12 protein-coding genes and 1 CRISPR repeat array (1 of these 13 only partly in view) are annotated in these 15,738 nt (G+C 38.9%); all 12 genes read left to right on the top strand.

The genetic code is table 11. The annotated features are described in order from the left end of the window. Positions 1 to 8: 8 nt before the first annotated feature. Positions 9 to 431 (top strand): type III-B CRISPR module-associated protein Cmr5, encoded by a 423-nt coding sequence (locus RB604_RS15675; RefSeq protein ID WP_055294427.1) that lies wholly within the window; start codon positions 9 to 11, stop codon positions 429 to 431. Next, entirely contained in the window at positions 428 to 1,216 is a 789-nt protein-coding gene (gene cmr6 / locus RB604_RS15680) for a type III-B CRISPR module RAMP protein Cmr6 (RefSeq protein ID WP_055294425.1), read from the top strand. The genes RB604_RS15675 and cmr6 overlap by 4 nt, the downstream gene beginning before the upstream one ends. A 32-nt stretch (positions 1,217 to 1,248) precedes the next feature. After that, positions 1,249 to 2,226 carry a reverse transcriptase domain-containing protein gene (locus tag RB604_RS15685; protein ID WP_309006026.1) on the top strand — a complete coding sequence of 326 codons (978 nt, stop codon included), beginning with the start codon at positions 1,249 to 1,251 and terminating at the stop codon, positions 2,224 to 2,226. A gap of 248 nt (positions 2,227 to 2,474) precedes the next feature. After that, a complete protein-coding gene (locus tag RB604_RS15690) occupies positions 2,475 to 3,695 on the top strand; it encodes a site-specific integrase (protein WP_018697417.1) in 1,221 nt (406 codons plus the stop codon). 12 nt (positions 3,696 to 3,707) lie between these two features. After that, entirely contained in the window at positions 3,708 to 4,091 is a 384-nt protein-coding gene (locus RB604_RS15695) for a hypothetical protein (RefSeq protein ID WP_018697418.1), read from the top strand. A gap of 277 nt (positions 4,092 to 4,368) precedes the next feature. Next, positions 4,369 to 5,610 (top strand): primase-helicase family protein, encoded by a 1,242-nt coding sequence (locus tag RB604_RS15700; protein WP_026318661.1) that lies wholly within the window; start codon positions 4,369 to 4,371, stop codon positions 5,608 to 5,610. Between the two features lie 251 nt (positions 5,611 to 5,861). Beyond that, positions 5,862 to 6,833 (top strand): DUF8464 domain-containing protein, encoded by a 972-nt coding sequence (locus RB604_RS15705; RefSeq protein WP_122141227.1) that lies wholly within the window; start codon positions 5,862 to 5,864, stop codon positions 6,831 to 6,833. A 266-nt stretch (positions 6,834 to 7,099) separates the two neighbouring features. Continuing rightward, positions 7,100 to 8,407 (top strand): MobV family relaxase, encoded by a 1,308-nt coding sequence (gene mobV / locus RB604_RS15710; RefSeq protein ID WP_018697421.1) that lies wholly within the window; start codon positions 7,100 to 7,102, stop codon positions 8,405 to 8,407. Between the two features lie 284 nt (positions 8,408 to 8,691). After that, complete coding sequence (locus RB604_RS15715; protein WP_117678479.1) at positions 8,692 to 11,577, top strand: putative endonuclease domain-containing protein; 2,886 nt, start codon at positions 8,692 to 8,694, stop codon at positions 11,575 to 11,577. 22 nt (positions 11,578 to 11,599) lie between these two features. After that, on the top strand, positions 11,600 to 12,760 hold the full coding sequence (locus RB604_RS15720; protein ID WP_018697426.1) for a hypothetical protein: 1,161 nt from the start codon (positions 11,600 to 11,602) through the stop codon (positions 12,758 to 12,760). Between the two features lies 1 nt (position 12,761). Continuing rightward, positions 12,762 to 13,571: a hypothetical protein gene (locus tag RB604_RS15725; protein WP_117678478.1), complete on the top strand. Its 810-nt coding sequence runs from the start codon at positions 12,762 to 12,764 to the stop codon at positions 13,569 to 13,571. 305 nt (positions 13,572 to 13,876) lie between these two features. Then, positions 13,877 to 15,142 carry a CRISPR-associated endonuclease Cas1 gene (gene cas1, locus RB604_RS15730; RefSeq protein WP_309006047.1) on the top strand — a complete coding sequence of 422 codons (1,266 nt, stop codon included), beginning with the start codon at positions 13,877 to 13,879 and terminating at the stop codon, positions 15,140 to 15,142. A 482-nt stretch (positions 15,143 to 15,624) separates the two neighbouring features. Beyond that, positions 15,625 to 15,738: direct repeats of the CRISPR family, unit length 35 nt; unit sequence ATTTGAGTTACTTCCAGTAGAATAAGGATTAAGAC (it continues 1,912 nt past the right edge of the window).

A 15,738-nucleotide genomic window follows, 5' to 3' on the forward strand; every position in this document is an offset into this window, starting at 1 on the left:
GAACAGCTATGAGTACAAAAAGAAATAATGAATTAATGAAAATAGCAGATCAAGTGTTGCAGAGTGGTGAAGCGACTTTACTGGACCGTGCTACCGGAAATATTAGCGATTCGTACAATGGCCAGATATCAGCATTAGGCGTATCAATTGCAATGAATGGGATATGTCCGACATTGGCAATATATTATAAAGGAAGTAACAATGAAACCAGAGCAGTAGACCGCAGACCCATTCTTGAAGTGATTGCCCGTATGATTCATAACGACGCATTATTAAAAAGTACATATCCGACAATTCACAACGCGGAAAGTTTATTACGCTTTGCAATTAATGCCAACCGAGATACCTTAAAGATACTGCAGCGTGAAATTGTGAATTGTGCGGTCGCTTTAAAACAAGTTGTCAGAACCTATAATTTAGTATCACAATGAATAAAAACCTATATAAATTATTCTATAGGGACTATTATAGCCAAGTAAATTTCTCATATCTCTTTTCCAACAATCGAGAAGTTATAGAGAATAATCAAGCACAAATAGCTGCCAAAAATGAAGAACTGCTGGGAGCTACTTTGGCTATCATTCCCGAATGTAAACGCACAAATGTCCAAGTACCGATACAGGTGCAATATCCCGGTCTGATAACGGGTTCAGGCATTACACATGAGACCAGTATTGAAGGAGAATTTAAATTGGGTATACATTTAGACTACACATATGGAATGCCTATTATCTACGGCTCCTCAATAAAGGGGGTTCTACGTTCTGCCTTTGTCAATGATCCGGACTATATACAATCATTATTAGACGAAATAGTAGAAGATAAAACAATAGAAGTTAAGGATCTGATAAAAGATATTTTTGATGGGCAAGAGCGTGATCCCGAAAATGATGATCCGATAAAAGGAACAATTGCATATAAAAACAAATCTATTTATAAGAGAGATATCTTTTTTGACGCTGTTATTATTTCTCCAGATTCGACAGGCCATATATTGGCCAGTGATTATATCACTCCCCATAAGAATCCCCTAAGAGATCCTGTACCTATTAGTTTTATAAAAATAGCATCGGGATGTACTATGGAGTTACGTTTTCGCTTAGTCAATTCCATAATAACAAATGCAGAAAAATTGGCATTATTTCTTAAGATATTGCAAGATAGTGGGATAGGAGCAAAAACAAATGTGGGATATGGGCAACTATTAACAAAGTAAAGTCGTCATATTTCTCAAGAAAACAGTTAGTTATGAAAAGTCTATTCCAATCCTTTACTACTCTCCATGCATTGCAAAATGCATGGAGAGCCGTGCGAGCCAAAAACTCAGCAGGGGGAGTAGATGGATTTACCGTTGCCCACTTCGAAAAGAAATTAACGGATAATTTAACAGAATTACATCACGAGCTTGTTACCGGTACATGGAATCCCGAACCTTATCTACGAGTGGAAATAGCCAAAAACGAAACAGAAAAACGAAAATTAGGATTGCTTTGTATTAAAGACAAGATAGTGCAACAAGCTATCAAAACAGCAATTGAACCTCAGATGGATAAAACATTCTTAAACATCAGCTATGGGTATAGGCCAGGAAAAGGCGCGGAAAGAGCTATCCGAAGGACAATTCAAGAACTAAAGAAGCTAAAAAACGGATATATAGCAAAGTTGGATATTGATAATTATTTTGATAACATCAACCAAGAAAGGTTATTTACCCGCTTAGGCAACTGGCTCAAAGACGACGAGACTTTACGGCTTATCAAATTGTGCGTACAGACCGGTATAGTAAATCCACAACTAAAATGGGAGAGAACTACGAAAGGTATACCTCAAGGCGCTATTCTCTCTCCGCTATTGGCCAACTTTTATTTGCATCCTTTTGATCAGTTTGCTATTAGTAAAGCACCGATGTATATTCGCTATGCCGATGATTTTCTAATTGCGAGTCCATCTGAGAAACAGACAAAGGAAGCCGTAGAATTAATAAAAGAGGAGTTAGCCGATACTTTCTATTTACAACTGAACAAACCTCTTGTTTGCAATTTCCACGATGGAGTTGAATTTTTAGGAATTATCGTTTCTGATAGCCATGCTGCAGTTACTGCACAAAAGATGAAAATCTTACAAGAACGAATCAACTCTATCTGTTTTGTCAAAGCATCCCTTTCCTCTAAGAGCTTGGAGACATTACGGGGAATAAGAAATTATTACGGAAAATCTCTGGAATAACCTCGAAAAACGGGAGAAATGACGCTAAACGACTTAATATCAGAGTTGTTACGATGTCAAATGATGACAAGCCGAAAAATCGGAAAACGCAAAGAAAAGCGGATTTAAGAAGAAGAATGGTTTGCAAATCATTACCCGTAAAAGAGTAAGATTTAACATATGAGAGATGCTATTGCACCGTTTGTCACCGATTTGCGTATCAAGGTCTAACTCGTTGATATTTAACTTTGCAAACAAAAAAAACGAGTATGGCAAGAAGTACATTCAAAGTGCTGTTCTACGTGAACGGCAGCAAGGAGAAAGACGGTATTGTCCCCATCATGGGACGAGTGACAATCAACGGTACTGTGGCGCAGTTCAGTTGCAAGCAGACCATCCCGAAAACCCTTTGGGATGCGAAAGGCAACCGAGCCAAAGGCAAGAGTGCCGAAGCACGGAACGTCAATCTGGCATTGGACAACATCAAGGCGCAAATCATCAAGCACTATCAGCGCATATCCGACCGAGAGGCATACGTAACGGCTGAAATGGTGCGCAATGCCTACCAAGGGGTCGGAAGCGAGTATGAGACACTGATAAAGGCTTTTGACAAGGATTGCGCCAACTTCCTGAAACGTGTCGGCAAAGACCGCAGCATCGGCACATACAAGGTCATGGTAAGGGCAAGGAACTATGTCGCAGCCTTTATCAAGTCATTCTACAGACGGACGGACATGTCCATGCTGGAACTTACGCCCGACTTCATCAAGGAGTTTGCGGCTTATCTTACGGCTGAACGGGGACTGAAAAACGCCACCATCTGGCTGAACTGCATGTGGCTGAAAGGCGTGGTCATGCGTGCGCACTATAACGGACTGATACCGAGAAATCCGTTTGCGCAGTTCCATATCAGCCCGAATGTTAAGGAACGGGAATATCTGACAGAGGACGAAATCAAAAGAATCATGGCGCACGAGTTTGACAACCCCACCCTCGCATTGGTGCGAGACCTGTTCATTTTCGCCTGCTTCACCGCCTTGTCTTTTGTGGATATGAAAGAACTCACAACGGACGAAATAGTGGAGGTGAACGGTGAGAAATGGATATTGTCGAAACGGCACAAGACAAATGTCCCGTTCCAAGTGAAGCTGCTGGATATTCCCTTGCAGATAATCGAACGGTACAAGTATCTGTCGGAAGACAGGCTGGTTTTCGGGAAAATCAACTATTGGACGATGTGCAAACAACTGAAAAAGGTAATGGCGGAATGCGGAATAGAGAAGCAAATCTCCTACCACTGCGGACGTCATACATTTGGAACACTGGCTCTTAGCAAGGGGATGCCCATTGAAAGCGTGAGCCGTGTTCTGGGACACACGAACATTGTCACGACTCAAATCTATGCGAAGATAACCACACAGAAACTTGACAATGACCTGTCGATGTTCGGCAACAAACTGAACGCATCGTTCGGAAGTGTAACCCCATAACCAAGCATAGCCATGAAGCGAAGCATCATCACAACGGACGGCAATGGCAACATCACCTTGCCGACCGATATAGGCGCAACCGCCATGAGCGAATGGGAACTTTGCGACCTGTTCGGAGTAACCGCCCCGACATTCCGTGCAGGACTGAAGGCTCTTTGCAAGAGCGGAGTTTTAAGGGAATACGGGATAAGGCGAAGCATACGGGTATCCGATAATTGCAGTATGGAGGTTTACAACCTTGAAGCGATAGTCGCCCTCGCTTTCCATATCGGCACATTCAGAGCGGAACAGGTACGTAATGCCGTTCTTGAAAGACTGTACCTGCGAAAAGAGAAAACAAGCATCTTCTTCTCGCTGAATACCAACGGTATATCCAAATCCGAATACTTCTCGTAGCTGCATGCCTGACATTATTCACTCGGTAAGTCAGTAATTCATTAAGTCAGTACGACAGAACGACAGACGCTCTGACTTTTTCTCCCGAAAAGCGTAATCCGACATTCGCTTTTCGGGAGTTTTTCCGTTTGCACAACCCGTTTCCTGCCTCAAACCATTGAAAGTTTTTGTTTCGGGGGCTATTTGTCACCATTCTGCTGTGTTTTGCATAACAACCTATCCGATAATTGATTATATTTTTACAGCTGGTAATTTTCAAACTTAAAACCATTTGATTATGTCAGCTATCGAACAACAGGACAGCCACAGACCGCCATCGGATGGCGGCATGGCAAAGGAAGAATTTATCCGTGTCGGGACAATGCTCTACAAGATTGTGGAGCAACCGAGACTGAACGGAGGGTATGTGAAGAAACGCATCGCATGGAACAACGAGACCCTGCGACAGGATTACGGCAAGGATTACATCGGCAGCGTTCCCAAGTATGACGGCTTCTGCACAGTACCCGAACACATCGGCTACCGTTCCGTGGTCGGCAAATTCCTTAACCTCTACGAACCGATAGACCATGTACCCCGACAAGGGGATTTCCCCTCTATCCGTTCATTGCTGCATCACATCTTCGGGGAACAATACGAGTTGGGGATGGACTATCTGCAACTGCTCTACCTGCAACCGATTCAGAAGTTGCCTATCCTGCTGTTGGTGTCGGAAGAACGCAACACGGGCAAAAGCACCTTCCTGAACTTTCTGAAAGCCCTTTTTCAGAACAATGTGACTTTCAACACCAACGAGGATTTCCGCAGCCAGTTCAATTCCGATTGGGCGGGTAAGCTCCTTATCGTGGTGGATGAGGTGTTGCTCAACCGCAGGGAGGACAGCGAACGGTTGAAAAACCTCAGCACTACCTTATCCTACAAGGTGGAAGCCAAAGGCAAAGACCGTGACGAGATTGCATTCTTCGCCAAATTCGTGCTGTGCTCCAACAACGAGTATCTGCCCGTAATCATAGATGCAGGGGAAACACGCTATTGGGTGCGCAAGATAGACCGCTTGCAGTCCGATGACACCGACTTCCTGCAAAAACTGAAAGCGGAGATACCCGCCTTTCTCCATTTCCTGCAATACAGACAGCTATCCACCGATAAGGAAAGCCGGATGTGGTTCAACCCCACATTGCTGCATACAGAAGCCTTGCAGAAGATTATCCGCAGCAACCGCAACCGATTGGAGATAGAGATGCACGAACTTGTCCTTGACATCATGGACAGTGTCGGCACGGATACATTCTCTTTCTGTTACAGCGACATTCTTCTTTTGCTGGTACACTCACAGGTAAAGGTGGAGAAACACCAAGTCCGAAAAGTGTTGCAGGAATGTTGGAAACTTACCCCTGCGCCAAACGGACTGACTTATACTACCTACCAATTCAACTGCAATCGGGAGTGTCGGTATGAACCGATAAGGAGAGTGGGACGCTTCTACACCGTCACAAGGGAGCAACTTGAATCCTTGTAATATTATCATTTTTCTGTTGAATTGTTGAATATGGGTATAAATACACTGACAATAAACGATATACATTCTCAACAAAATCTCAACAAGCCAAAAGAGAAGTTGAGAGACCACCGACACCCGTTTGTTAATTTCTCTTTTGGTGAGCGGTTTGTTGAGAAGATGTTGAGAGGTTACGAGGCTGTATATAAACATATTACATTGACAATTCATCAAATCAACAAATTTTCATCAACTTCAAAACCGTATGTAATATGACAATCCAAGATGTAAAGCAAATCAAGCTGGCAGACTATCTGCAAAGTCTGGGCTATACGCCTGTAAAGCAACAAGGCAAGAACCTGTGGTATAAATCACCGCTACGGGAAGAAACGGACGCATCGTTCAAGGTAAACACCGAGCTTGAAAAATGGTATGACTTCGGCATCGGCAAAGGCGGAAACATCCTCGCATTGGCAGCGGAACTCTACCATTCGGAAGATGTAGCCTATCTGCTGAAACGCATAGAGGAGCGGACAGCATACATCCGCCCTGCATCGTTTTCTTTTGGCAGACAGCATTCCGACAATCAGCCTTATCAGGGATTAAGGGTTGGTGAGTTGTCCTCTCCTGCTCTTACAGCCTATCTGCAAGAAAGGGGAATAAACATCGGACTTGCCAAAAGAGAATGCAGGGAACTTCGGTTTATGAATGCCGACAAACCATATTTTGCCATCGGCTTTCCGAACATGGCAGGAGGATATGAAGTGCGCAACAGATACTTCAAGGGATGTGTCGCCCCGAAAGACATCACCCATATCCGACAGCAGGGCGGACAACGATGTATGTGTTACCTGTTCGAGGGGTTCATGGATTACCTTTCATTCCTTACCATCCGAGTAAAAAACAATCCGCAACACCCGCGATTGGACACGCAGGACTATGTCATACTGAACTCCGTTTCCAATCTTGCGAAAGCGGAAAGCATATTGGAGACCTACACCCGAATCGGCTGTTTCCTTGATAACGACACAGCAGGGCAGAACACCTGCAAGAAGCTGAAAGAGAAGTTCGGGGAACGGCTGCTTGATAAGTCGCTGTACTATCGTGATTATAAGGACTTAAACGACTACCTGTGCGGTAAGCCCTTGTCCCAATCGGCAGAGCCGATAAAGGAGAAAAAGCAAGTCCAATCCGCAAGGCGGATGATACAGCCACAGAAAAAGAAAGGGGGATTTCATCTGTAATATGCACGTCCGCTCTCCCAAGGTATTTAGACAGAAATACCATAGCTCAATAGGGCGTTTTCTTCACGCATTACTCCGTAACGCTAAAAACACCCTATCGAGCCAAAGGGAAATCCCTTTGGAAACCTTGTGCAAACGAGAGCAGAAGCCAAACTCGTTTGGATTATGCCGAGTGCTGCAATGGTTCATTTGCATAATAAACCCTGTGAGCCGATGCCACAGGCAGAGAGAAGAAACATAACGATAACCGCAAAAACAGTAATGATATGGGATATTTTTCATTGGACATTAAGAAGGCAAAGGGTACATCGGACACCACGCAGTCCGACCATATAGAGAGAAAGATAATACCTAAAAACGCAGACCCGACAAGAACACATCTGAACAGGGTGCTTGTCGAATACCCTGATGGCGTTCACGGCAGGGATGAAGCGATTGCCCACAGGCTGAACACGGCAGGCATCAGACGGAAAATCACGCACGACCAAGTCCGTGTCGTTCGGGTGGTTTTGTCGGGTACGCACGAGGACATGATGAACATACAGGAAAAAGGAAAGCTCGACGAATGGTGCAACGACAGTATCCAATGGCTGCAAGCCACATTCGGCAAAGACAATGTGGTTGCCGCCCATCTGCACATGGACGAGAAGACTCCGCACATCCACGCAGCCGTTGTTCCTATCGTGACGGGTGAAAGGCGCAAAGCCAAGAAAGAACAGACGGACGGTAAGCGCAAGTACCGCAAGAAAACAAATTCCGTCCGTTTGTGTGCCGATGACCTGTTCAACCGCCAGACCCTGATTGCCTACCACGACAATTACGCAAGGGTGATGACGAAATACGGATTGCAACGTGGGGTACGGGGCTCGGAAGCACGGCACACTACCACCATGCAGTATTATCGGGACTTGAAAAAGAAAAATGAAACCCTTGAAACCGAAACCAGACTGTTACAGGAGAAGAAAGCCGAGGCGCAGGAGGAACTGAAACAGGTAAAAGCGGAAATCCGCACCGACAAGCTCAAAAGCGCAGCCACCGATACGGCAACCGCCCTTGCAAGCAGTGTGGGTTCTCTTTTCGGAAGTGGAAGAATGAAATCGTTGGAACGCAGGAACGAGGACTTGCAAGACCGCATCCTTGAACTTGAAGACGAAGCCCGACAACGGGAACGGCAACAAGCCGAACAGATACAGGAGATAAGAAACGCTTACGAGCAACAGCACCGCAAGCTGTCGGAGTTTACGGATTTTGTCAGACGCTATTTCCCGTATGTGGAGAAGCTGATGCCTGTAATAAACTTCCTGCGTGACCGATTGGGGTTCAATGACGGAATAATCAGAAGACTGTGCGAGTTCAAGGAGGTCGGGATAAAAGGCGAACTCTATTCTTCCGAATTTAACCGAAGTTTTGATACCCGACACTCCGTCTGTTCCATCAGACAGGACGAAAACGGTAGATTCGATTTCAAGATAGACGGGGTTTCACACGTGAACTGGTTCAGAAAGAAAATGAATGAGTTTAGAGAAGCTATCGGAATACCGAAACCAAGACAGAATAGGAGTATGAAACTGTAAATCAAAAAAATCCGTGATGTTTGAATGGCAGATCACGGATTTTTCTTACCTTTGTATCGGATTGAGGTAACTCTTTCCAAAACATATTAGATAAGAAAGAAGCGTTATGCGCATCAAGTATTTGGAAACGTAGGAAATTTTCAAATTGCATACTCAGATGGCATAGTGGTTCTCACGCTATAGCGTGGGCTGCTATTACTACATCTGTATGCAAGGTTTCCTACGACCTCCAAATAAAGACGTGGCTGTGCAGTTCACGCTTTATATATTTATAAGTAAGAATTATGGATTCAGAAAAAAAATGGGGTTGTATTGGATATGCCCTACTAGCACTTATAACTTGGGGACTTACTCAAGGTTTTAAAGTCGTATGCATAATTATAGGAATTTTAATAGCCATTCTTATAGCTTTTATATTTATATCAAATTTATCAACCAAGCGTTTAATAAAGAAATTTAAGCATCAAAAAGATATATATCCTAATGCATACTCTTTCTTTCGAAAAGAATTACGAATATTCCAGTCTGAAAACAATCTTACAAAACAAGATATAAATAAATTCCTCTCATTCCCTAAAGTTGAATGGGAAAAGAGAGAAAAGCTCGAATTGGAAAGAATACAACGAGAAAAGCAGGTATCAACTGAATATAATATGATTAAAGCCAACTATTCAGATGGACTTACTTGTTGGCAAAAAGAACATCCTTCTGCAAACAAATCAATAATAATAAGTAATATTACGGAAATAATAGATTTCGATAGGCGGCAAAAAGAGTTTTTAAGTACCGAAGAATGGGAAAAGGCACAAATAGCTTTTAGTAAGTTATGTCGTAGCAAAAAATCTACAACGCCACATTCTGGTTGCTATTTTTATAACATGAATTTTCAAAAAACCGACTATAAAGGAAATATCATACAAGGAGAATATCGCATATGGCAATTCTTTTTTTCAAGTTTTTGCACTGCAACCGATTTAGATTACACTCATTTTAAACAGACGCAAGAGAATAACATTAATATAGATAAATATAAGGAGGGAAAAATAAATACCCCTTCTTATATCAACATAGAGATTAGTAACTTTATAAAATCATTGGGTGTCCCTGTGCAAGTAATCGCATATGGGGCTGAATTCGATGAAAATCTTCAAGTTCAGTTTTTAACTCTTGATTTGGCTGTACTTGGATTTCAATCATGTGCTCTCCATCATATAGATGAATTATCTTCAAACTATGTTGTTATTATTGATGGAGTAACAACACAAGACTTGTTTGTAAAAAGATGCGAATCTGTAATACAGAAATTTAAGCATCAAAAGCCCTGTATTGTTTATATTTCTTTAATGAAAGAGTTTTCTCGGGAAGAGATGCAAAAACTCATTGATAAAAAGAACATAGAAGTGCAGCAACAAAAACAAATAAAAGATGAAATCAATTCTATTTCTAATGCATTAAAGTCTGCTGATATTGAGACGGCAAAAGAAAAAGTCAAGAAGGTTAAAGATTTTGCTTTGTCTAAAAGCGTAGATAAAGAATTGATAGATGTCATTTGCAAAACAGAGAAAAAAATAGAAAGTGATTATGCTGTTGGAGTGGTTGATGATTTTGATGTTCAATATGTTGATTATTTGATGCCATCAGTTGTCCAAGATAAGAGTAACTGGAAATATCCAGTAACTAAATATCCTGAAGATGGCTGTATTGTTTTTCCATACAGAAGAAAAGCTATAGCAAGAAGAGGGTTCAGTGAAGCTAAATTCCAAAATTATCTACAAGATACTTTCAGGGGATGTGATTTACTTATACTCGGTGATTGCAATATACTTCCTGTAGAAGATAACAGGCCTTTTGAACCAGATATAGCGATTATATGCAAAAAGCACCCATCTATAAGAATAGACATTGAAATAGACGAACCATATGCTGCATTTACACGAAAACCTATACATTATATAGGATGTGGAGATGATTTTCGTGATGCACTTCTGAATAATATCGGATGGATTGTTATTCGTTTTACTGAATATCAAGTTTTTTCCAATCCTAAGGGATGTGCGGCTTTTATAGCACAAGTTCTTCATTATATACAACCCTCTATGGTTTTACCAATCGATTTTCTCTCATGTTCTACTCCAAAGGAAATTGAACGATGGACAGAAATCGAAGCCAAAGTTATGGCAAGTGAAAATACTCGCGAGAAATACTTGAACCATGAATTTGGTATTGTTGACAATGAGAAACTTGAAATTGCAGACATAACACAAACGGAAAAAGAAAGGGTTTGTGCCAAGAGAATGAAACCATTGGTGTTTTCTTCAAATAGAAAAGTAAACTATAAAATAGGAGAACCTGTTTTTTGCGAAAAAGACGTTCATATTCAATTCTATCCACAAGAACATATTTATCTATATGATGGACAGGAACAATTTATTCCTGTCAGCAGTGTGATATCTTGTTTCTTTAAGCCATTTGATTCATACTATTGGTCAGAATATAAAGCTAATCAACGAAATATATCACAAGGACAGATTCTTGAAGAATGGGATTCAAAAGGTGCGTGTTCACGTGATGTCGGAACTTTTATGCACCAACAAATAGAAAACTATTATAAGGGACTTCCATATCAACAAGAATTCTCTTTCAAATATGACGGAAAATATGTTCACATAGAAGAACAAATTTCTCTTGAACTTGAATATATGCAATTCATAGAGTTTCTCGAAAACCACAAATTTAAACCGTTTAGAACAGAATGGGCTATATATGATGACGAACTAAAAATTGCTGGTACAATAGATATGATACATAAACGTGGAGATGTTTTTGACATATATGATTGGAAACGTAGTCATCGCATTGTCGATTTTTGGGGTAAACCGATTGCGGTAAACAACTATGGCGAGAAAGGGTTAGGTGAACTCAATCAAATTGAGGATACGCCATATTGGCATTATTGTATTCAACAGAACCTATATCGCTATATTCTCGAAAGAAATTATGACATAATTATCGAAAAGATGTATCTTGTGGTTTTCTGTGATGATACAAATGAATACAGAAAATTGGAAGTGCCACGTATGGATGAAGTCATAATTTCTATAGTAAAATCCTGTAAGAACGGGACTGTTAAGAAGCGGTTGATAACATTACAGGGAGAAAATCTATCATAACATTGATAATTAAGTTTTTTGTATGGAAGATAATTATTACATCAAAACTCTCCTTGAGAAAATTGAGTCTGCTGACCCAAAATCGTTCAGTCAATTTGCACATGAACATCCCATTTGTTTTCAAGAGAAAAAGGGCAATTGGCTCTTTCCTATGATGTTTGATTTTTATGTGAATAAAATACACAATGAGTATATCATATCTTTACTTAAAGAGTTGGGACTGTATCTACACAATAAATGTAAGAATTATGAAATGTCTGAAATTACTATGATTGATAGAAGTTTGTGCATAGATGATTCGTTTGTGGATAATTATGTCCTCAAAGTTCAAAATGCACAAAATGACAAGCCTAAATTCAAAGATTTAAATTCTCCTTGGCGTACAAGGGGAATTTCATTAGCATTATATGAAATTCCTACTTTTGTATTAAATTCTATCATATTTGAATTTAAAGATACAGAGCATCCATATATACTTGCTGATATAGCAGGTATGTATATGTATGGGCAAAAGTTCGAAGAAGGGCTAAATTATCTTTATCGAAGTATAAATCAACTTGCAATGTTCCCGAATCGATATTGGAATAGTGATTATGGATTAGCTGGGGCAGCAAATACTTTTAGATTATTACTATTGATGTGCCCTAAAAACCATATGGAACTATATAGAAAGATTTATTCATATGATTATCTATATTTGACAAAATTAGCCTGTACAACAAATGATGAAATCTTTCAACAGGAAGCTTATGTAAATAGGGCATCTATTGCTATGGATTCTATGGCAAGGTATATAATTCCAATAAATATCAATCCTGACTTGTTGTACATTTCTGATATGTACTATGCGCATTATTGTAATGAATTAGCAACCCAAATATCAATATCTTCGGGATGGAAGTATAATATGAAATCACTTACCTATTATCAACACGCATCTATTAAACCTAATGATACGGGAGGATATGTTGATATTGAAGAAAAAACATATAATGAAATTGTATCAGCAAAACACGAGCAGGCAAAATCAATAGCTTTGTTGTTTTATACAGGAATCTGTGCGGAGGATGGCAAATTAACAAGTCGTAATATTGAATCTTTATTTAAGATATTACAATATGAATGTAGGTACAATTACAAAGAAACAAGAAAAAGAGTGTTAAACTTTAAATCATACAAATAACATGGATTTTTTTGAATTTTTATTCGGTAAAAAGGAAGATAAAAATGTGAGTTCACAATCATCTTCAAGTGTAAACAATTGTAAGTCTGAATCTACGATAAAGTCAGTTCTGCAATCAGAAGCTCCATCTATGGACCCTATAGAACAATATGTAAAGGAAAGTGTAACAGACCTGAAAAAACACATGCCTCTTAATACAAAAGACCTTGAAGCAGAAGCTATTTATCTTGCAGCATATCTTTATCTGAAAGGTTCTTATCAGATTGACTTTGAATTAGATTACTTCTCGGAAGGTCTTATTGATAAGATCCCATCAAGAAACTTCAATGTTGCTGATAAGGTGTTTTCATACATGGTAAAATATGGAGAAGGACACTATGGAGTAGAAGAACGGGATTATGGTATTAATGGTTATAAAATGAATATTCAAATGTGTTCTGATTATGGTAGTTATGTGAAGAGCTATTTTATAAGAGCACATAAAATCGGTTCAGGGCAAGATTATAATCACTTTAGTTCACCAAGAAACTGTTTATGGAGAAATGGAGAAAAAACTATAGATAGTCCAACCCAACGAGACATCTACTACAAATTTAGCAAGGGCACGTTTGAATTTATGATACCACCATACAATCCTCTTGTTGTAGGACGTGTAACAAAACAAGATGAATCAACTCTACGTTGTGAATCAAATGATGGAAGAAGAACATTTGTTTTCCACTTTAATGGCGCATTAAAGCCAAGTTGTTTGGATTATATAGAGATGTATCGAAATGATAAGGGAGATATGGTTTCTTATCACAAAGAATAGCCTTTAAAACATTTTTTCTATATCAAAAGAAATTAGACAAATATTCAAGTGCTGTACTATCTAAGGGACATAATAAATAGTACAGTGCTTTTTATATATAAGTAAAATTCGTATCTTTGCAACAAAATAAGAGTTCCTTGTAAGCAATTCAAGGTAGAACGCAGCAGATTGCACAGTTGCCAAGTCATTACCTCAAAAATGGGTAATTCTCCCAAAGTCCTTTGTATAAGGCATTAACGAAAGTTTTCCAGAATTATGCAAAAATTCTTCCTCAAGAAATTTTAAAAGAGTTGGACTGTACTTTGATGAACCGCCTAAATACGCTTATCCGAAAGAATTGTAACAACATAATCAGTAAGAAAGACTTAGCTGTTAATCTTCAGAAAGTAGACTTTTTTGCAGAAAGTAGTAACCTGAATAAACAACAACTAATACAGCAACTTTGCAGTACATACGTTGTGCATGCTTCTCGTTCTGCTACTACATCCGATAAGAAAAATCCCGGAAACAATGCCAAACTAATTACTCAAAAGAAACGTGAATATCAAAAGCTGGAAAATGCAGGGGCAGAATTAGTAGTAAGTACTCCCGGAAGTTATATTGGTGCGTCTTACAAAGGGATTACGGTAAAATTACAAGGTAAAATTATTAATAAACCTTCTCCGGCATTACGTCACATCACAGTGATAGGTAAGGGTGTTAGTTTTTCCAGTAATGCTATGATGTTCTGTATGAATCATAAAATTCCTATTGATTTTTTTGATAGTAAAGGAAAGCAATATGCCACTGTACTGAATCCTGTCTTTTTAGATGAAACTCTTTGGAGTAAACAGGTCAGTCTTCCATTGGAACGAAAAGTAAAATTAGCTTCTCAAATTATTGTCGGGAAATTAAAGAATCAACTGAATCTCATCAAATATTATCATAAGTATCATAAAGATATATTAGGTGGAGAGTTATCAGAAAAATATATTGAAGCGGTACTCAAACTTGAGCAACAAATAGAAAAAGCAAAAAGTTATCCGATAACTGATGGAAAGTATGCCAGTGGATTAATGGGTATAGAATCTCAAGGGGCAATAGCTTATTGGGCATATATACGTGTTTTGATAGCTGACGATGGTATCAATTTTATCTCTCGTGAACATCAAGGAGCTACTGATTTAATGAATTCATTGTTGAATTATGGATATGCCATATTGTATGCTCGTGTGTGGAAAAATATTCTTGCTGCTAAACTGAATCCATCCATCGGCATTTTACATGCTCATCAAGATGGAAAACCAACATTGGTTTTCGACATTGTAGAGTTATTCCGTTCACAGGTAGTAGACCGTATTGTAATCAGTATGATTCAGAAGAAAATTCCACTAAAGATGCATGACGGATTATTAAACGAATCCACTAAGCGTACATTGATACGTCATATTTTAGAAAGACTTAACCGATATGAAAAATTTCGCGGCGAAGAAATTACTTTTTCGCAAATCATATTGAAACAGTCTCAAGATATTGCTCATTATATAGCCGGAGAGAATAATGAATTCAAACCCTATGTAGCCAAGTGGTGAGATGAAGTGAACAAAACATGAAAAAAGGCCAAACTCTTGCGAAAAACGATAAAAAGATAATTATCTGATTTATTTGATATTATATTTTTTAGATAAATTGTATTACTTAAATCACATTCGCAACAAAATACATGTTAGCAACAAAGTAAATCATTTGCGAAAATGAATCATTACTATACAAGTGATCTTTGACGTATTGCATTTATAATCAATAATATATTGTATAATACCTCTATGCTGTTTTTCGAAAATGATTTTTTTTAAAGAAAATCAAAATCATTTGCGAAAATAGATATTCAATGTAAATATCTTATTTTTAAGCAGATAAGCCTATATTAGCCAAACAAATTATTGATTTTCTTAAAAATAATACATACATTTGCGAAAAAGTTATTGGAATATAGCGTATTGTATTAAATAACAATACTTTATGAGAAATATACAAAACAAAGAGTAAAAAATAAATTATTGATAATCAGAGTATTTGAGTTACTTCCAGTAGAATAAGGATTAAGACGCTGGTGCTTTCAACGGAACCCAAGTTTACGCTATTTGAGTTACTTCCAGTAGAATAAGGATTAAGACTTCAACGGAAA

The sequence above is a fragment of the Bacteroides salyersiae genome (genome assembly GCF_031172035.1).
Classification (GTDB): domain Bacteria; phylum Bacteroidota; class Bacteroidia; order Bacteroidales; family Bacteroidaceae; genus Bacteroides; species Bacteroides salyersiae.